Annotated in this window: 8 protein-coding genes and 1 pseudogene; 6 read left to right on the top strand and 3 right to left on the bottom strand. The window is 66.1% G+C overall.

Annotated features, from left to right (window positions below; genetic code table 11):
- Window positions 1–245: pseudogene (locus A5730_RS04080) on the bottom strand (hypothetical protein); the annotation flags it as partial.
- Between the two features lie 201 nt (window positions 246–446).
- Here A5730_RS04080 and A5730_RS04075 point away from each other — a divergent pair.
- From A5730_RS04075 to A5730_RS04050, 6 genes are all read left to right on the top strand, one after another.
- Complete coding sequence (locus A5730_RS04075; protein ID WP_067895946.1) at window positions 447–1,859, top strand: serine/threonine-protein kinase; 1,413 nt, start codon at window positions 447–449, stop codon at window positions 1,857–1,859.
- A 58-nt stretch (window positions 1,860–1,917) separates the two neighbouring features.
- Window positions 1,918–3,048 carry a BTAD domain-containing putative transcriptional regulator gene (locus A5730_RS04070; protein WP_067895942.1) on the top strand — a complete coding sequence of 377 codons (1,131 nt, stop codon included), beginning with the start codon at window positions 1,918–1,920 and terminating at the stop codon, window positions 3,046–3,048.
- 253 nt (window positions 3,049–3,301) lie between these two features.
- Window positions 3,302–4,186, top strand: a complete 885-nt coding sequence (locus A5730_RS04065; protein ID WP_197506137.1) for a cytochrome P450 — start codon at window positions 3,302–3,304, stop codon at window positions 4,184–4,186.
- A gap of 1 nt (window position 4,187) precedes the next feature.
- Window positions 4,188–4,574 (top strand): YchJ family protein, encoded by a 387-nt coding sequence (locus A5730_RS04060; RefSeq protein ID WP_067895937.1) that lies wholly within the window; start codon window positions 4,188–4,190, stop codon window positions 4,572–4,574.
- 55 nt (window positions 4,575–4,629) lie between these two features.
- Window positions 4,630–5,769 (top strand): zinc-binding dehydrogenase, encoded by a 1,140-nt coding sequence (locus A5730_RS04055; protein ID WP_067895935.1) that lies wholly within the window; start codon window positions 4,630–4,632, stop codon window positions 5,767–5,769.
- A gap of 20 nt (window positions 5,770–5,789) precedes the next feature.
- The gene (locus A5730_RS04050) at window positions 5,790–6,683 is read left to right on the top strand and encodes a TPM domain-containing protein (RefSeq protein WP_067895933.1); all 894 of its coding nucleotides are present in this window, start codon (window positions 5,790–5,792) and stop codon (window positions 6,681–6,683) included.
- On the opposite strand, the gene A5730_RS04045 is transcribed toward A5730_RS04050, so the two are convergent.
- Together A5730_RS04045 and A5730_RS04040 are read right to left on the bottom strand one after the other, a co-directional pair.
- Complete coding sequence (locus A5730_RS04045; protein ID WP_067895927.1) at window positions 6,680–7,378, bottom strand: Type 1 glutamine amidotransferase-like domain-containing protein; 699 nt, start codon at window positions 7,376–7,378, stop codon at window positions 6,680–6,682. The genes A5730_RS04050 and A5730_RS04045 overlap by 4 nt on opposite strands.
- Complete coding sequence (locus A5730_RS04040; protein WP_067895925.1) at window positions 7,371–20,435, bottom strand: BTAD domain-containing putative transcriptional regulator; 13,065 nt, start codon at window positions 20,433–20,435, stop codon at window positions 7,371–7,373. Before A5730_RS04040 ends, A5730_RS04045 begins: the two co-directional genes overlap by 8 nt.
- Window positions 20,436–20,531 lie beyond the last annotated feature (96 nt).

Here is a 20,531-nt window from a genome sequence, read left to right as displayed (position 1 = left end):
AAGGCCCCGGGGTGCAGTCCGGGGGCGGGGCTCCACATGGCGAGCAACCAGCCCGGGCCGACCTGTGACCACGGGACGGCCGACAGTGGCGCCTCGACGCCGTGGGCCGCCATCGCCTCGGGCTCGGCGTGGGCCGTTGGCGCGAGGGTGATCGTTGCCGAGCCGGCGACCATCGCTATGAGCGCGGACGCCATCTTTCGTCGGAGTCCGGTGCGCAGGCTCCGGGGGTGTGACAGTGTGGCCATCTTCGGTTCCTTCGGTAGGACAGTTTGTGGTTGCGGTGGGCCTCGATGCCCGGTCACGGAAAGGTTGCGGCGGGGGCCTTGCGTGTTTCTTGCGCGAACCTTGCGGGGCCGCCGAACCGGTCGCGACGGCTTTGCGGCAAACGGGTGCGTCGCTCGCCCGGCAGGGGAGATACTGCGTCGGTACCCGAGGAATCGAGGGCGATGGCGGTGGACTCGCGCGTCGGCACGACGTTCGGCAAATACGACATCACCCGCCGGATCGGCAAGGGCGGCGGCGGGGTGGTGTACGAGGCCTACGACACCGGCAAGAGGCGGACCGTCGCGCTCAAGGTGCTCGCCGAAGAGCTCTCAGCGAACACCACCTTCCGGACCAGGTTCCAGCGGGAGTCCCAGGCGGCGGCGATGCTGCAAGAACCGCATGTCATTCCGATCCACGACTGGGGTGAGATCGACGGCAACCTCTACATCGACATGCGTTTGGTGCAGGGGCAGACCCTTTTCGACCTCATCGCGGAGGGGCCGCTGGCGCCCGCACGGGCGGTGACCATCGTCAGTCAGGTCGCCGACGCGCTCGACGCCGCGCACGGTGAAGGATTGATCCATCGCGACGTCAAGCCGCAGAACATCCTCGTCACCCCCGCGGATTTCGTGTATCTCGTCGACTTCGGAATCGCGCAGACCACGGCCGATCCGCGGCTGACGACGGTCGGCACCCAGATCGGCACGTTAAATTACATGGCGCCCGAACGATTTAACGGCAAGGTGGCCACACCCGCCGTCGACGTCTACTCACTGGCGTGCGTGTTGTACGAGTCGCTGACCGGCGACGCTCCGTTCGACGGCGACAGCCTCGAGCATCTGGTGGCGGCACATCTCGCCTTGCCGCCGCCCCGCCCGAGCGCGTTGAATCGGCGGGTTCCCCCGGCGTTCGACGACGTCGTCGCCCGCGGAATGGCCAAGCACCCCGACGACCGGTACGCGACGGCGGGCGGCCTCGCCCGCGCCGCGCAGCGCGCGTTGGGAAGCTCATCGGCCGACGGTGACCGCACGCGACCGTTCACCGCCGCCGCCATGGCCTCCGGCGGCCCGACGGACCAGCTCGGCGCGGCGGAACATCGGCAGCCCCGGTCGGAAGGGCGCCGGCGGCGCTGGGTGCTACCGACCGTGATCGGGGCCGCGGCCGCCCTGATTCTCGCGGGAATCGCAGTCGCCGTCGGCCTTCTCGTCCACTCGCCGACTGGCCAGCAACAGACCCCACCCGCGCGCGCCGTCCAGCCCCCACTGATCACCGGACCCGACATGAGCAGCCTGCATCAGTCCTGCGACCAAGGCTTCTCGTTGCCGACGGCCACCGGCTTCGGCAGCCGTGCCGGACGCGGGACACCCGAAACCTCATGCCTTTTCGCCAACAGCGTGCTGACGTCGTATTGGGCGGAATACGGCAACGCCAGTCCGCTGCCACGCGCCGTTTCGGCGCCGGGGGCTGTCGACTGCAAAACGGTGCCCGGTGCGCTGTGCAACGGATCGAACTTCCTCATGCATTGTCAGCAGCACCCCGGGGAAAGCTGGATCACCTGCGTCGGGGGCAGCAGCGCGCGCGTCTACCTCTGGTGACGGCGCAGACCGCACCCCAAAATGGGGTGTAACGCCGGCTGAAGGGATTGCCACCGCGATGGCCCAGAATGCTCTCCAGTTTGGCGTGTTGGGGCCGTTGCAGATGCGCGCCGACGGCACCGACCTTCCGCTCGGGCCGGCCAAACAGCGGGCGGTGCTGGCGACGCTGCTGGTCAACCGGAACCGCACCGTCTCCATCGACTCACTGATCGACGCCGCGTGGCAGGAGCGCCCGCCTCCCGAGGCCCGGGCGAGCCTGCACGCGCACGTGTCCAGGCTGCGCCGACTGGTCAGCGGCGCCGGGGTGGATCCGGCCGCAGTTCTGGTCAGTGCCCCACCGGGATATCGGCTCAACGTGCCCGACGCGGACTGCGACCTCGGCCGCTTCGCAATCGCGCAGAAGGCGGGGATCCAGGCCGCCGCCGCAGGCCGGTTCGAACAGGCCAGCGGCCACCTATCGGACGCGCTGGCCGAGTGGCGCGGACCGGTCCTCGAAGACCTCCGTGACTTCGAGTTCGTCGGGCCATTCGCCGCCGCGCTCGCGGAGGACAGGTTGGTGACCCTGACCGTACGGGCCGAAGCCGAAATCGCTTGCGGGCGAACACACTCCATAATTCCCGAATTGGAGGCGCTGGTGGCCGAGCACCCGTACCGAGAACCGCTGTGGGCGCAGTTGATAACTGGCTACTACGTCGCGGACCGCCAATACGATGCACTTGACGCATACGGCCGACTGAAGAGTGCGCTCGCCGAGGACCTCGGCATCGACCCTGGCCCAGCGTTGCGAAGCCTTCACCAAAGGGTTTTGAGCCAGGAGCCGCTGGATGTCAAGCACGCGGCGCGCGCGACCGCGAAGCGTGCCGCCAGCACGTTCCAGTGGCGTACCGAGGCTCGGATGTCCGCCGTTGCCCAGCTGCGCGACGCCACCGGACGGCGTTATCCCCTGCGAGGGGCGGCCACCAGGATCGGGCGGCTCGCCGACAATGACATCGTCCTCGACGACGACACCGTGAGCCGCTTTCACGCGGTGCTCGTCGACACCGGCAACAGCTTCGTGATCACCGATCTCCAGTCGGCCAACGGAGTCGAAGTCGCGGAGCAGCGGATCCGCACCAGCGCGACGCTGGCCGACGGTGACCGCATTCGCATCTGCGGCCACGAATTCACCTTCGAGATCGGTGAGAGCTGATTCCGGCTAAATTAGCCCGTATGGGTGGTGCGCCGTGACCGAGTCTGCGGGCGAGGCCGCGTCCGCCGCGGCGGAAGTCATGCGGTCCGACGAGATTGCCGCCGCCGGTTTTCGGGAGTGGCTGGCCGCCGCGCAACGGTCCGGTCAGAGGGTACTGCGGGAGCCCGACGGCACCTACGTGTTGTGGCGACGGGACGACGTCCTGGCCGCGGTACGTGACGGCGAGTTATTCGCCAGCCGCCAAAGCGAACTGATGCCCGGCAATCCGCCGTTCGGGCCGTACCGCAAAATCATGGTCGACTTGTTGTTCAATCCGGGCAATTCGCGGGAAATGCTGAAGCCCGTGCGCGGAATCATCGAAGACGGCGTGCGCGACGTCGCGACGCAACTGGACCACTGCGACGGCGTTAATGCCGCTGACTTTGCCTGGCGCGCAGCATTCGTCGCGGTTTCGGGGCTGCCGGCGGACGTCGGCCTCGAAGCGCTCAACCCGCAGCTGGTGGGCGCCGCCCGCCGTAAGCCGCGCGGAGGCGCCGATGTGATCAGCCGCCTCGCCGGCGAAGCGCTCACCGACGAAGAAGTGCTCGGAATAATCGGGTCGGTACTGCGCGGTTTGATCTTCGCGTCGTTCGCGATGAAGGCCGGACTGGCGGTGCTGGCGCGCAGGCCCACGCTTCAGCGGGAGCTACGCGAAAACCCCGATAAGCTACGCAGCTTCATCGAGGAGCTGCTGCGGTTGGATGGCGGGGCCAAAACCGTGTCACGAATCACCAGTCGCAGCGTGACAATCGGCGCGACGACGATTCCCGCCGGGTCCCCTGTCCACCTGTGTGTCGGGCTGGTCCACCGCGACGAGGCCGACGAAATGTCGGGTCACACCTTCAAATTGGATGGCCCGCAACGAAATTGGAGCTTTGGGGGAGGGCCGCACCGGTGCCCGGCGTCGCACCTCGTCCGCGATCTGCTGAGCCTGTTCTTCGAAGTGTGGCTTGCCGAGGTCCCGTTCTTCTGGTTCGACTGGGATGCCGGGGACGTCCCCAAAGCGTGGTATCCCAACCCCTACAGTCCTGCTCCCAGCCAAATCTTCGACGGTTGGTACCCGGTTCATGTGCCCCTCAGGTGGCGAGCCGACTCGTGACATGAATGAACCGTGTCCCTGCGGCAGCGGCAACGCCTATCGCGCGTGTTGCGGTCCGCTGCACGATGGCGAGGTCCAGGCCCGAACGGCCGAGGAGTTGATGCGGTCGAGGTATTCGGCGTTCGCGCACGGTGATGCCGACTACCTGTTTCGCACCTGGCACCCGCGCACCCGCCCGGCCGACGTGGTCATCGATCCCAACATCACCTGGACCGGCCTCGACGTGCTCGACGTCGTCGCCGGCGGCCCGGACGACGATTCTGGCGAGGTGCAATTCGCGGCCCGGTTCGAGTCGGGCGGCCGCATGGGCGCTCTGCGCGAGCGCAGCCGCTTCGAGCGCCGCGCCGGCCGCTGGTTTTACCTCGACGCCGCGGCGGAAGATGTGTAGCCGGGTGTGACGTTGAGGACGACAGATGCACCCTGACAGGAACGAGGAACCGCCCATGTCCGCAGATCTGCCCGACACCGCCCTGGAACTGCGTTCGTTGGTGACGTCGGAGGGCACGCTCGAACTCTCGCTGCACGAGGTGCCGGTACCGACCCCCGAGGTCAATGAGGTGGTGGTGCGTGTGGAGGCCTCGCCCATCAACCCGTCGGACCTGGGCCTGCTGATTGGCAGCGCGGACATGACCGAGGCGACGGTCGCGGGCACGCCGGAGCGTCCCGTCGTCACCGCGCCTGTCGGCGAGGCCAGCCTCAAGGGGCTGTCGGCTCGACTGGACAAGTCGCTTCCCGTCGGCAACGAGGGCGCGGGCACGGTGGTGGCCGCGGGGTCGTCCGAAGCCGCCCAGGCGTTGGTTGGAAAGACGGTGGCAATCGCGGGTGGCGCGATGTACTCGCAATACCGAGCGGTCGACGCATCCGCCTGTCTAGTGCTGCCAGAGGGCGCTACGGCCCGGGACGGGGCGTCGTCCTTCGTCAACCCGATGACGGCGCTGGGCATGACCGAAACCATGCGCCGCGAAGGGCATTCCGCTCTCGTGCACACCGCCGCGGCCTCGAACCTCGGCCAGATGCTGGTCAAGCTGTGCCAGCAGGACGGGATACCGCTGGTCAACATCGTCCGCAAGCCCGAACAGGAGGAGTTGCTGAAGTCTCTCGGCGCGACCCATGTGCTCAACTCGACGTCGCCGTCGTTCGCGACCGATCTCGTCGAGGCGCTCAAGGCGACATCGGCCACGCTCGCGTTCGACGCCACGGGTGGCGGAACGCTGGCGAGCCAGATCCTCAATGGCATGGAGGAGGCGGCCAATTCGACCGCGGCCCAGTACTCGCGCTACGGGTCGAGCGTTCACAAGCGGGTGTACATCTACGGCGCCCTCGACACCGGCCCCACCGTGCTCAACAGAAACTTCGGAATGGCTTGGGGTGCGGGCGGGTGGCTGCTCACCCCGTTTCTGCAGAGCGCGGGGGCCGAGACGATCGGCCGGCTGCGTGCCCGGGTCGCCGCGGAGCTCACCACGACGTTCGCGAGTAGCTATACCCGCGAGGTATCGCTCGCGGGCATGCTCAAACCCGAGGCGTTCAACGCGTACCTCAAGCGAGCCACCGGAGAAAAGTTCCTCGTCACTCCGCATGCGTGAATCACGGCTAAATTACCGGTATGCGCGTCGTTCGCCTGGTCGGTGTGATTCTGACGATCCTCGCGGTGGGGCTGCCGGTGGCGAACCCCGCCGCCGCGCAACCCCCGTCCAAGCTCACGGATCACATCACCGACAACACCGGGGCGCTGACCGACGCAGACCGGGCCGCGGTCAGCTCGGCGATCGACCGGCTCTATCACGACCAGCACATTTGGCTGTGGGTCGTCTACGTCGACAACTTCAACAGGTATAAGCCCGACAACTGGGCCGAACGCACCCGTAGCGAAAGCCGGCTGGGCGACCAGGACGCGCTGCTCGCCGTGGCCACCAACACCAAGCTGTACACGTTCACCGTGCCGCCGCGCAGTCTCACCGCGACCGAATCAAGCGACCTGCAGCGCAGCAAAATTGACCCCGCGGTGGCCACGAAGAATTGGGCGGGTGCCGCCGTCGCCGCGGCGGACGGGCTGGACAAATCGGCGAAATTGCCCGAGCCGCCAAGCTCATCGAAGCGGCCTTGGCTGCCGATCGTCATCGGCGGTGTCGCCGTGGTCGTCGTCGCGGCACTTCTCCTGGTCTATGTGGCGCGCCGGCAGCGCCGACGCGCCGCCGTCAGCGCTGGGCACGGGAGTATTGATGGGCAGTCATTGGCGCAGGCCTTGGCCACCGCGGATGCCAGAATGCGCCAGATCTCCGACTACGTCACCAGCCATCGCCAGAGCATCGGCACCAAGGCGCAGGCCCGATTAGAGGATGCAAAAGGGCATTTGGCGGCGGCGCACGCCCACGAGGCAAGCAACGCCGCCGACGCGATTGCGTACGCCAACAGGGCTTCGACGCTGGCCGCGGAGGCCCAGTCGTTGGCCAACGCCGACGTGCTCGCCGCGCACCGGCCGCAACGACGCCGTGCCTAGTCTGCGGGCAAGGTTGAGTGCACGATGCGAGCGCCGTCGAAGACGAATTTGCGTGCGGGACGGCGCAGGGGCTCGATGGTGCTGTCCGCGTGGGCGATGACGCCCCCGCCGGACGGGATGCCGAGCCCGGCGGCCGTCCCGTTCAGGTCTTCAATGGTCCGCGACAGCCGTCCCCACCCGGCCCGCTCGTCGTGCACGTCGACGGCCATGGGGACGAGGTCTAACACGTCGAGCCGCTCGGGCACCGCGGATTCCGGCGCCTCGACAATTGCGTAGCGTCCGAGCTGGACCGCCCCGGCCGAAATGCCGACCAGGACTGCTCCTTTGGTGTGCCGGTCCAGAATCACCTCTTTCAGCCCCGTCTTTTCGATGGTGTTCCAGCCGAGACGCACGTCACCGCCCGCGAGGACGATCAACGCGGCATTCTCGAGGAAGGCGCGGTCTTGCGGGCCGAATGACGAGGCGATCATGCGCCGGTCGGTGATGCCGACGGCATCCATCGCCGCCTCGAAGATTCCGTAGTACTCCGGACGATCTCCGTTGGAGGCGCCGATGTAGGCCGCGGTAACGGTTGTCCCGCAGCATAATCCATCGAGGGCTGCATCGAGGATCAGCCGGTCTCGCCGTTTCCAGAAGAGCAGCTGGCTGTCCGCCAAGAGATAGAGCGGTTGTTGTCGCGGGACTGTATCAGTCACCGACGGGCCTGGCCGCGGTGATCTCGTCGAACCGCGCCAGCGCGGCGTCTAGGTCTTCCTGATCGAAGATTTCGCAGCGATTAATCCGATCACCCTCGATGGTCTGGACTTCGATCCCTCGCCACTCGGCGTCAAAGCCGTGGTGTGAAACACCCTGGGCCACATGGGAGCAAACCATGCCCGCATCAGTCAAGCGATGCACGGCCACTATCCGGAAGGTCAGGTCCGAGGTCAACTGCCACAGCGAACGCAGGGATGCCTTCAGGCCACCTTCCTCGAACATCCCAGGTCGTCGGTGATCGATGTTCACCCAATCCGGTGTCGTCGGAAACAGCTCGCGCCGGTTCATCGAAGCATAGGAACCCGCGATGATCGACCACGTTCGCGCGTGCGCGGCCGCCTCACCGGCGAGGTACCGCGCGTCGAGTTCTTCGAAGGCGGCGTCCGCGTCGTCGGGGTCGAACAGGACGCGTGTCGCTATCCGATTTGCGGCGTCAAGTTCGACGACGCAGAGCAGCTCGGCGTTGAAGTCCTCGGGCCCCTCGTCCAGCGAGAAGCGGGTACGCCTGAGGAGAAGCCGGTCGCCGCGGGTCGCGATGATCGTCGAGGTGACGGTCGTGACGCCCATATCGGAGAGGGCCCGCATATTTGCGACCTCCGACTCTCGGCCTCGTCGAATGCCGGCGTTGACAATCGATCGGCGATCGTCATTAGTCATGTCGTTGGCGAGGGTCGCCGCCACGGCGGCCCAGTCACCGACCGCGTAGTGCTCCCAAAATCGTTGATCGATAAGGGTTGCCGCATTCTCCAACCGACGCGCATGAGGTTGCAGTTCCTCGAAGCGCGCGAGCGCGGCCTCGAGGTCTTCTTCGTCGAACATCTCGCAGCGGTTCATGACGCCATCGCGGCACGTGTACAAAATCGTCTCTCGCCACTCGGCGTCGAAACCCTCATGAGACGTGCCGTACCCGCTGTGCGTTATGACCGATCCAGCGTCCGTCAGTCGATGCACCTTCTCGATGTACATTTTGAGGTCGGGCGCGATCTCCCAGGTGGCCTGGACATACCTGACAATGTTGCCTGGTTCGAACTTGATCCCGCGCCGGTGGTCGATGTTGACGAAGTCCGTTGAAATAGTGGGTATCTCGTGCCGGTTGAGGGTTGCATAGGTACTGACCATCAGCGACCAAGTGTCCGCGTGGTCGGCCGCTTCGCCGGCGAGGTAACGACTTTCGAGTTCCGCGAAGGCTGCGTCGATGTCCTCGACGTCGAATGCGAGCTGAGCCACGATCCGCTCGTTGGTGTCGATTTCGGCGACGATGAGCATCTCGATGCTGAATTCTCCGTGCTCCTGGTCGCGGCTCGGGGAGCAGATACGAGTGAGAGTGAGGCGCTCGCCGCGTATCGCGGTTGCCGTCCACGTTGCGGGCGCCGCCTCAGCTAGGGCTTGTAGGTTTGTGATTACGGCGTCCCGACCGTCCCAGAACCCGCTATTCACCACGTCATGACGGTCGTCGATGAAACCGTCATCGGCCAGGATCTCGGCGATCGCCACCCAGTTGCGGGCCTGGAAGTACGTGAAGAAGCGGTCATGTGCCCGGCTGGCCGCGTTTTCCAGTCGCCGCGGTTGCTGGTGCAGTTCGTCGAATCGCGCCAGCGCGGTGTCGAGCTCCGCCTCGTCGAAGACTTCGTATCGGCTGAGCAGATCGCCTTCGAAGGTGAAAATGGTGATCATCAGCCACTCGGCGTCGAAGCCCTCTTTTGAGGTCGCATTGACCACTTGGGTGGCGATGGCCCCCAGTTCGGTCACTCGATGCACAGTCGCTACGTAGGCGTGCACCTGCGGGAGAAGGTCCCACCCGGCGCGAACAGATGTGGCAAGGTCGGCACCCTCGATCGTCACGCCCCGTCGGTGGTCGACGTAAACCACGTCCGGCGTCATCGTTGGAAGTTCGTGCCTATTGAACTGAGCATGGCCTTGCGTGATCAGCGACCACATGCGCGCGTGGTTGGCCCCTTCGCCGGCCATGTACCGAGCCTCGAGTTCGGCGAAAGCGGCGTCGAAGTCCTCGGCGTCGAATATGGAGTGAGTGATCATCCGGTTGTCCACGTCGGTCTCCACGACGCCGGTCATGTCCGCGCTAATCTCACCGGGCTCAAGCCCGTGGGCTGAGGAACGGATACGGAAGAGGGCAAGGCGTTGCCCACGAATCGCGAGGAGGGTCGACTCAACACCCTCGAAACCGACCTCAGCGACCGCCCGCACGTTTGCGAGGTTCGTCTCTCGCCCGCGCAGTTCACCGGAGTTGACAACCCGGCGGTTGTCATGCGACACGACGTTCTCGGCGAGTATCTCGGCCATCGCCGCCCAATCTCGCGTCATAAGGCTGCGCCAAAACCGTTCACTCACTTGGGTTGCCGCATTTTCCAGGCGCCGCACCCGCGGTTGCAGTTCTTCGAACCGTGCGAGTGCGCGGTCGAGGTCTGTTTCGTCGAAGATCTCGGAGCGGCTGATCAAATCACCTTCGACGGTTGAGATGCCGATCTCTCGCCACTCGGCCTGGAAGCCGTCGCTCGACGTCCCTTCTATCACCCGAGTGACTACCGCACCGATGTCGGTCAACCGATGCACGATTTCGATGTAGGTGTTGAGCCCCGGAGCGAGCAGGTCCCATGAGGCTTCGAGATACGCTTCCAAATTGCCCGGTGGGAACGCTATTCCGCGTCGATGGTCGATGTTGGTCCAGTCCGGCGTCGTCGATGGTAGCTCGCCACGATTAACCGCGGCATAGGCCTGTGCGATGACCGACCACGCGCGGGAAGACCCCGCTGCCTCTCCGACCATGTACCGTGCCTCCAGCTCGGCAAAAGCCGCCTCGACGTCGTGAGCGTCGAACAGGACCTGAGCCTTCATTCGGTCGTCGGCATCGATCTCTGCGATGCCGAGCATTTCGTTCTCGAACTCTCCATGCCGCAGGCCGAGGTTGGAGGAACTGATACGTGTCAGGGCTAGGCGCTCACCGCGGATCGCGATCACGGACCATGCGATGTTGGCCCCACCCACGCCGATAGCACGGATATTTGCGATCACGACATCGCGACCATCCCAACGCCCGCCATTAACCACGCGACGGCGATCGTCGATGCAGCCGTCGTCGGCCATGGTCTGGGCTATCGCTGTCCAATCGCGGGCCTGGACATTTGCGAAGAAGCGGCCAGCGACTCGTGTCGCCGTATTCTCCCGCCGCACCGTCGGACGGTAAAGTTCTTCGAACCGGGCGAACGCGGCGTCGAGGTCGGCCTCGTCGAAAACCTCGCAATGCTTGAGCATGTCGCCGTCAACGATCAGAAAGAGAATCTCTCGCCACTCGGCATCGAAGCCGTCTGGCGAGGTTCCGTTCGCAGCGTGAGTGACGACGGCGCCTTGCCCGTTCAACCGATGCACCGCGGCGATGCGGATGGTCAGGTTAGGCGTCTGATCCAATGCGCTACGAAGGAATTCGACCAGTTCACCGGGCGCCCACGCCGCCCCTCGCCGATGGTCGATATCCGCGAAGTCCGTTGTCATCATGGGGAGTTGGCGCCGGTTGATCGCGGCGTAAGCTCCTGATATCGCAGACCATGTGCGCGCGTAGGCGGCCGCGTCACCCGCAAGGTAGCGGGCATCGAGTTCGTCGAACGCCGCGTCGATGTCGTCGGGATCGAACACGACGGTCGCCGCGCATCGATTGTCGTCGTTGAGCTCGACGACGCTAACTGCCGCAGCCTGAGACGAGGCGGGCAGTGGATCTTGACTCGCGAAGGTAAAGCGGAAGAGCGCGAGACGCTCGCCGCGGGTCGCAACGACGGCCGCGCGCACATCACTCATCCAGACCTCAGCGGTGGCGCGCCAATTCGCTAGCTCGACCTCGCGGCCACGTTGAATCCCGGCGTTGACGACGGATCGGCGGTCGTCTGAGCAAAAGTCGTCGGCGATCAGCTCTGCCATGGCGTCCCAGTCGCGGACGGCAAAGCGCGTCAGGAAATGCTGAACCACCCGCGTCGTCGCATTATCCGGCTGGGCTGGAGACTGAGTGAGCTGGATGAATCGTTCGAACGCGGCGTCCAGATCGGTATCGTCGAACAGCTCGCAGCGGGTGAGCCGGTCGCCTTCGACGACGAGCAGTTGAATCATGCGCCATTCGACGTCTAGGCCGTCGCGTGAAGATCCTTGCGAGTCAATGGTGACGACAGCTCCAAAGTCGTTGAGCCGGTGCACTGTTTCGATGGTGACGCGAAATTCAGGGGTGAGATCGAAGAAGCTCTGCAGAGCTGGGTTCAGCTCGCCGGACGCGAATGGCGTGCCCCGTCGGTGATCGACAATGACCCAGTCCACTGCAGGGAGTTCCTGGCGGTTGAACAGGGCGTAGATGTCTGCGATCACCGACCAGGTGTGCGCATGCGGCCTGGCTTCACCGGCGACATAGCGGGCATCGAGTTCGTCGAACGCCGCGTCGATGTCTTCGCGGTCGAAGACAATGCGTGTTGCGACCCGACCGTTGGCGTCAATCTCAAGGATGTCCAGTCCGACTGAGTGAAATCCCTCAGCTCCGTCCCCGTGGAGGGTGCTTCGGATGCGGCTCAGGACAAGGCGATCGCCTCGGGTCGCGACCACTTCTGTCATCACCTCGACTGCACCCTCGTATAGTCCCGAGATTTCGGTGATTACGGCGTCGGGGCCTTTTCGTAGGCCGGCGTTGACGACGTGGCGACGGTCCTCGGTCCAGACATCGTCGGCGAGCAACCCGGCGATCGAGTGCATGTCACCAGTCGCATACGCCGCCTTGATCCGCTCGTAGGTCCGGCTCGCAGCGTTTTCGGGGCGAGAAGTCGGCTCACTGAGTTGTTCGAATCGAGCGATCGCGGCGTCCAAGTCTGTCTCGTCGAACACTTCCGAGCGGCTGACGAGGTCACCCTCGACCGTCGTAAGACTGATCCCTCGCCATTCGGCGTCGAAACCGTCGCGCGAAGTCCCGTGCGCGACATGGGTGTAGACCGCCCCGACGTCGCTCAGCCGATGCACCACCTCGGGGTAGGTTCGAATTTTTTGGTCGAGCTCCCAGCCGGCACGGACGTAGTCAACCAACTCACCCGGGGCGTGAGCCGCGCCTCGGCGATGGTCGATGCTAGCGAAGTCCGTTGTCGTGGAGGGGAGTTCGTGCCGGTTTAGTGCGGCATAACCTGCCACAATGACCGACCACGCCCTGGCATGGGCGGCCGCCTCACCGGCGAGATAGCGAGTGTCGAGCTCCTCGAAGGCGGCCGTGACGTCGTCGAAGAAGACCACCGCGACGATCCGGTCGTCGGCATTGATCTCAAGGACCCCGAGCGCCTCGGTGAGGAACGCATCCGGCCCTTGCTTCTGGTCCGCAAAGCGCAGACGCATGAGCGCCAGGCGCTCTCCTCGTATCGCCATGACAGTCGGCGTCACGTTTCGCGTCCACAGGTCCGCGACCGTCTGCATGTCCGCGATCTGGGCATCGCGACCCTGTTGCATGCCCGAGCCCACCACCCGACGGCGATCGTCGTTGGTGAAGTCTTCGGCCAGCATTTCGGCCATGGCGTCCCAATCGGCCGCCGCGAAGCGGGCCAGGTACCGCTTACCGACTCGGCTAGCCGCGTTCTCCAACCGGGGCGCCGGCTGGTTCAGCTGATCGAACCTCGCGATCGCGGCAGCCAGGCTTGCCTCGTCGAATACTTCGGTGCGGTTGATCAGGTCGCCTTCGACCGTGATCACACTGATCACCCGCCATTCGGCGTGGAATCCTTCTCGCGAGGTCTCATGTGCGACGTGCGTGATGACGACGCCGCGATCGCTCAGACGGTGCACCCATTCGATGAAGCACCTCAGATCAGACCCAGAACTCCATGCGGCGCCCATCAATGCAGCCATTTCACCGGGTGCGATCGACGTACCGCGCCGGTGGTCAATGTTGACCCAATCCGATGTCGTCGCGGGCATTTCGCGCCGATTGATCGACGAAAAGCTGCGCGTGATAGCCGACCAGATCTGCGCGTGTGCCGCCGCTTCGCCGGCGAGATACCGCGCGTCGAGCTCGGCAATTGCGGCGTCAAAGTCGTCGGGCTCGAACACGACTGCATTCGCCAACCTATTGCGCGCATTGATTTCAGCGACGACTAGGGTTTCGATCTTGAACGACCCGGGTCTCCGATCTGTACTCGAGAACCGGACAACGGTGAGGGCGAGGTGTGTGCCGCGCGTCGCGATGACGGTCGACGTCGCTTCCGTGAAGCCGACGTCGGCCGCGGCCCGGAAATCATCAACCGCGGCATCTCGGCCACGTCGGACTCCGGCGTTCACGGTGCGACGGCGATCGTCAACCAGGTATTGGTCGGCCATCGCTTCCGCGATGGCTTCCCAGTTGCGAGTCGCGAAGTGCGCCAAAAAACCGTGGACCACTTGGCTTGCCGGGTTTTGCAGCGGTGACGTCGGTCGGCTCAGCTCGTCGAGCCGGGCGAGCGCGGCGTCCAGGTCTGTCTCGTCGAACAGCTCGCTGCGGCTGATCTGATCGCCGTCAAATATCATCACGTCGATCACTTGCCACTCGGCGTCAAAACCGTCCGGCGAGGTCCCAATCGCCACGTGGGTGAGCACCGCGCCGACACTGCTGAGTCGGTGCACAGCCGCAACGTATATCTGGGACTTCGGCGAAAGTTCCCACGACGCAAGGAGGTATGCGCCCAAATCACCCGAACCGATTGATGCGAGTCGTCGGTGGTCGATGCTCGCCCAGTCTGGTGTCGTCTTGGGGATTCTCCGCTGGTTCAGCGCCGCGAACGCCTCGGTGACGAGCGACCAGGTGTGCGAGTGGGCCGAGGCTTCGCCGGCGAGGTAGCGCGCATCGAGCTCGGCCACGGCGGCGTCGAAGTCGTCCAGGTCAAACACGATTCGCGCCGAAACCTTCCCTGCGGCGTCGAGCTCAAAGACGTCGAAGACATCGGTGTGGAATGCCTCCGGCCCCGTGTCGCGTCCCCAGGTTTGGCTACGGCACAGTGCCAGGCGGTCACCTCGGACCGCGACGACATCAGACGTCATGGTTTTGACGCCGATCCGGACCGTTGCCGACATCTCCTCGAGAATGGCCGCACTGCCTTCTCGGATACCGGAATTCACCGTTCGGCGACGGTCGTCAAGGCGAATGTCGTCGGCCATAACAGCGGACATCGTGTCCCAATCGCGGGCCGCAAAGACGGATTGCAGGCGCTTGTGCATTTGGCTTGCCGCATTTTCCAGCTGCAATGCCGGCTGGGTCAGCTTGTCGAAGCGCGCGATCGCGAGGTCCAGGTCTTCCTCGCCGAATAACTCACAGCGGCTGAGCAGGTCACCGTCGAGAGTCAGCAGGACGAGTTCCCGCCACTCGGCTTCGAAGCCCTTTTGGGACGTTCCCCGCGTTACATGGGTGACGATCGCTCCGACGTCGGTCAGCCGATGCACAGTTTCAATGTGGGTTGTGCCTTGTTGCGCGAGATTCCAAGCGGCACGGACATATGCGATCAGGTCACCCGGCGCGAACGCAGCCCCTCTGCGATGGTCGGCGCTCACGAAGTCCGTTGTAGTTTCAGGCATCTCGTACCTGTTGAGCGTGGCGTATGCCTGCGTGATCACCGACCACGTGTGCGCGTGGGCGGCGGCTTCGCCGGCGAGGTAGCGCGCGTCGAGTTCGGCCAGGGCGGAGTCGACGTCGTGGAGGTCGTACACGACGACCGCGTTGATCCGCCCCTCGGCGTCAACCTCAAGGATGTTTAAGGCATCGTTTTGAACCGTCTCTGGGTCGCGACCTGACGCGCGCATGCGCACAAGTGCGAGGGACGCGCCGCGGATCGCTTCAACCCGGACCAACGTGAGCGTGAAGCCGACCGCGGCCAACGACCGGACCTGTTCGATCCCGGCACTTCGGCCATGTCTGACACCGGCGTTCACCACGCGCCGACGGTCGTCGTTGAACAACTCGGGGGCCACCAGTGCGCCCAAGGCATCCCAGTCTTGGGTCGTCAAAAGGCCTAGCAAGCGTTGATAGGCTCGGCTGGCCACGTTTTCCAGTCGTGGTGCCGGCCGACTGAGCTTTTCGAACTTTTCGATCGCGGCGTCAAGGTCGGCCTCTTCGAACACCTCTACACGACTGATCATTTCGCCGTCGACCATCATCAGGTCGACCCCGCGCCACTCCGCGGTGAAACCGTCGTGCGATGTTCCATGTCCCGCCCACGTGAAAACGGCGCCCTGGTCGTTCAGGCGATGTTCCGTTTCGACATAAATGTCGAGCTGTTGGTCGAGATCCCAGCCGGCACGGAGGTATTCCAGACCCTCACCGGGCGCAAACGTCGCCACTCGGCGGTGGTCGATAGTCACCGCATCCGGTGTTGCCGCCGGGAGTTCGCGCCGATTGTGGGCAGTGAGAGCACTCGTCACTACCGACCATGTGCGGGCGTACCGGGACCCTTCACCGGCGGCAAAGCGCGCGTCGAGCTCGTTGACCGCGGACTCGATGTCTTCGAGATCGAACGTGACGACGCTTGCGATCCGGTCGTCTTCGTCGATCTCGACGACGTTGAGGGCGTCGTTTTCGGCCGCCGCGGGGTCGCGGCCGGAGGCGCGCACACGTGCCAGCACGAGACGCTGCCCTCGGATCGCGACGGCGCTCACCATCGAGATCGCGAAGCCGACGTCGGCCGCCGCCTGCAAGTCTCTGACCACCTCATCGCGACTGTGTTGTGTCTCGGCACTGACGACCCGCCGGTGATCGATGCCGACATAGTCATCGGCCACGAGTTCAGCCATGGCGCGCCAGTCGCGCGCCGCGAAGTGCTTCCACTCGGCCTCGAATACGCGCGTTGCCGTGTTTTCCAACCGCCGCGCAGTCGGGTGCTCCGCTTGGAATTGGGCGTCGAGCTCGGCCATTGCGGCGTCCAGGTCGTCGACGTCGAACCATATCTGCAGGGATATTCGGCTTTCGTCGTCGATGCCGTAGAGGCTGAGAAATTCATCATAGGGCGCCCCGGCGCTGACATCGCCGCTGTCCACCCTTAGCCGGGAGAGGGCTAGGCGCTCACCCCGCACCGCGATCACCACTTGGCTGATCCGCATGTCGCCCGCCTCGAGAATGGGCCGGTTCGCTTCTAGCCAGTCCGATGACAGATCGGATTGCGTAAATCCGACTACCTTTCGGCGACTCTCGATAAATGGGCGGGCGGAAAACAGCTCCTCGAGTTCGTCCCGCGCCTGGCGATCAATGGCAGACACGACGCGTTCGCCCGCTCGCACGCAAGCGTTTTCGAGTTCGACGACCGGCGGTTCGGGGGACACCGGGGCGGGGGGTGGTTCGGATCCCAGAATGAGCCGCGCCCTCTCCGCCAGCGCACCGGCGCCTTTGCGTTCATACAATTCGACGGCACGCTCTGCGGCGGCTCGCGCACCCGCAACGTCGCCGACCGCGCCCAAAACCGTTGCCAGTGCCAGGCATGCGTCGGCGTGATCCACCAACGCGTCGGTGCGTTCGGCCAGCGCGACGGCCTCCTCGGCGACCCGGCGCGCCTGGCCGTGGTCACCGCCGCGGGACAGCAGCCGCGCCCGAAGAGTGCGCCAGGCGATCGACGCCTTGAGCGCGTGACCGGCGAGACGCTCGCTCTCGGCGCACAATTCGGCCGCCTCGTCATCGTTGCCGAGCGCCAGGCACGTGCGGCCCAGCAGCGCCGCCGTCTCGGCGGTGTCGGCGTCGAGGCCCATGCGGCGAAAGCCGTTGTAGGCCTTGCGCAAATGGGGCTCGGCCGCCAGTGGCTCGTCTACGACCAACTCCACGATGCCGGCGAACTGCTCGACCTCCATCAGGGCATGGCGCAGCCCGAGCTCGCTTACGGTGCGACGGGCCGAGTCGATCATTCGTCGCGCGGCCGCGGCCCGTCCCCGGAAAGCCTCCAGCACCGCCTGGCAGCGCGTCGACGTCGCCTCGACCGCCGGCGAGTCGGTGGTGATCCGGAGCAGCCGCACCACGTCCAGACACCGGCCGCCCGCACGCGGTACGGGGTTCGGGCCCCACAACGCGGCCAGGGGTGCGTTCGCCAGCACCGCGTTCACCCGGCGGTGTTCACGCGCGCGCCGCGCGGCCGTGAGAGCCTCGTCGAGGGCGACCTCGCAGTCGCCGATTCGCCCAAGCCGGGCGAGGCATCCGGCACGAACGGTGTGCGCCTTGGCTTCTCCGGCCGCGTCGCCCAGTTCCGCCAGTTTGTCGGCGGCGGCGCCAACCGCGGCCTCGACCTCGTCGAGTCGTTCCGGATGGATCAGCATCGAGAGTTGGCCGTCGAAGCATGTCGCCCAGGCCGCAAGATGTGGGGAACCGACTGTGTCCGTTTGCAATTGGGTAACGGCGTTGGCCGCCGACGTCACGTCGCCGGCGGCCAGGAGGGCCTCGCAGCGGGTGATCAGCAGCGCGGCGACCTGATCGTCGCGGTCGGGCAGTTCCTCGTCGATCTCTTCCAGTGCGTGCAGCGCCCGGTCGTACAGGTCGGCGGCGCCTTCGTAGGCGAGTCGCGCCATCGCCTGGTCGGCCGCGCGCCGACAGTATTCGACGGCCTTCGCCGCATTGCCCGCCCACGCGCATTCGAAGTAGTGGTAGGCCAATTCGGCGAGCAGCTCGTCGTCGGCGCCCGGCTCTTCCTCCAATGTGGTGGCGATGCGCTGGTGCAACCGCATGCGCCGCACCGACGGCAACTCGGCGAGCAGCGACTGGCGGACGATCGCGTGGTTGAACCGGTACCGACCCCCGGCCTCTTCGATGACGATGCCTGCCTTGCACGCCTCGTCGAAAGCATCGACCAGGTCGTCTCCGACCACGCGTTCCACCAGTTCCAGTGCGAACCGGCTGCCGACCACGGCGGCGGCGGCCAGCGCCTTGTTCGCCTCGGCCGGCAGCCGCGACAGGCGTCGACTCACCGCCTCGCGCACCCCCTGCGGCAGCGTGCTCTGGTCCCACCGGCCGCCGCTCTCATCGACATGGCGCAACGCCTCGATGAGGAAGAACGGATTACCGCCCGTGACAGAAGCCAACGCCCGGGCCAATTCTTCGTCGTTGTAACCCGCCTCCGCGACGTAGGCCGTCACGTCGTCCTCGTCGAGGCCGCTGAGCGCCAAGCGGTTCGCCGTGCCGTCGCGATGGAGGTCGGCGAGCATCGCCGCCAGGGGATGGGAGCGGTCGAGGTCCGTGCTGCGGTAGGTGCCGATGATCTGCACGCGCGCGTGTTCGCCGAAACGCAGCAGATGCCGCAGTAACAGCAGCGTCGGTTTGGCCGCCCAATGCAGGTCATCGAGGATCAGCACGACGGGCGCGCTCGCCGAGGCCATCGCCAACAGCCCGACCACGGCATCGAAGAGCGCGTAGCGTTCGGTGTCCGGGTCGGCGCGAGTCGGCGCGGACACGTCGGGAAGGACATCGGTCAGCCCGGGAACCAGTGTCAGCAGGGCTTCCACACCCCGCAGCCCGCGAAGCGCGCCGGCGCCCAGACACGGCACCAACGACCGCAGGGCCTCCGCGAACGGCTGGTACGGCGCGCCGAGGTCCTCGTCGCACCGGCCGTAAATGACCAGGGCGCCCTGGTCGTAAGCCTGTCTGGACCATTCGCCGGCCAGCCGCGTCTTGCCGACCCCCGGTTCGCCGGCGATCAGCATGGCGTTGGTGCCGCCGGCGAGTGCGGTGTGCCATGCGGCCGACAATCGCTCGAGCTCGTCGCCGCGCCCGACGAAGGGCCCGCGGCCGCCGAGCACCGCGGGCAGACTCGGGCGTTCCAGAGGCGCTTCGGTCGGGGCGTCTTCGCCAGGCTCTTCGGCGCCGTGCAGCCGGAGCTCGAAAACGTGTTCCGGACGCGCGAGGTTGCGCAGTTGGCGGGTTCCCAGGTCGGCGAGCACGACGTCATCGGGCAATGAGTCGATGACGAGCTCCGCGGTCGCACCGGAGCACAGGATCTGGCCGCCGGCTGCCAGCGACCTCAGGCGGGCGGCGCGATTGACCGCGCGGCCGAAGTAGTCGCCGTCGCGAAGCTCGACCTCCCCGGTGTGCAGAGCCACCCGAACTCGCATGGGCTCCCGCAGCGCCCACGGCTCGTGGACGATCGCATCCTGGAGCTCGATCGCCGCGGCCGCGGCCGCCGACGGCCGCTCGAAAACCGAGAACGTGGCGTCGCCCTCGCCGCGGGTCTTGATCAGCCGCCCTCCTCGGGAGGTGACGACCTGCTCGACGAGCTCGTCGTGTCGGGCCAGCGCCACCGCCATGGCCTCGGCGTCGGCCTCCCACGCGGCAGTCGACCCTTCGATGTCGGTCAGCAGGAAGGTCACGGCGCGCGTCACCGATGAGAATTGTTGTGCCGCAGGGGTTTCCAGCGCGGAATCCTGCGCGACGATCGCCGCCTCGAGCCGGCGAAGCTCCGGTCCAGGATCCACCCCCAACTCGTCGGCCAGCAGCGCCCGCGCACGCTGGTAGGCGCCCAACGCTTCGCCCTGCCGGCCGGCGCGGTAGAGCGCGAGCATCAGCTGGCCCCAGCGCCGCTCGCGCAGCGGCGCGTCGGCCACCGCGGCCTCGAGCTCGCCGATGATCTCCGCGGCCCGGCCCGTCGCCAGCAGCGCATCGGCCCGATCCTCCACCAGCGCGGCGTGGCCCTCGATCCACCGCGTCTTCTCGGAGGTTCCTCGCCGACCGTCGGGCAGCTCGGGGGTTCCCCGCCACAGGGCGAGCGCCTCCTCGAAGCGGGCCACCGCCTGGCTGTGGTCACCGGCCGCGGCGGCATCGCGCCCCAGCCGGGCGGCCGACTTGTAACGCGCGGCGTCCACCTGCGTCTCGGCCAGGATCCAACCCGCGCCCGCCGTCAGCACGAAGCCGTCGCCCAGGGTGCGACGCAGCGAGGAGATGTGGGTTTGCAGGGCCTTGGCCGCCGTGCGTGGCGGATCCTCGCCCCAGAGCAGCTCGACCAGCGTCTCGGCCGCCACGACCGAACCACCGTGCAGCCCGAGCATCGCAAGGATCGCGCGAGGCTTGGCGCCCGGGATGGCGACGGGCGCCCCGCCGCTCCGGACCTGGAGAGGCCCCAAAACCCCCAGTTCCACCGATGG

This window comes from Mycobacterium sp. ACS4054 (assembly GCF_001667275.1).
Taxonomy (GTDB): Bacteria; Actinomycetota; Actinomycetes; order Mycobacteriales; family Mycobacteriaceae; genus Mycobacterium.
Note: the sequence above shows the minus strand (reverse complement) of the source record. Positions and strands in the feature narration are given on the sequence as shown.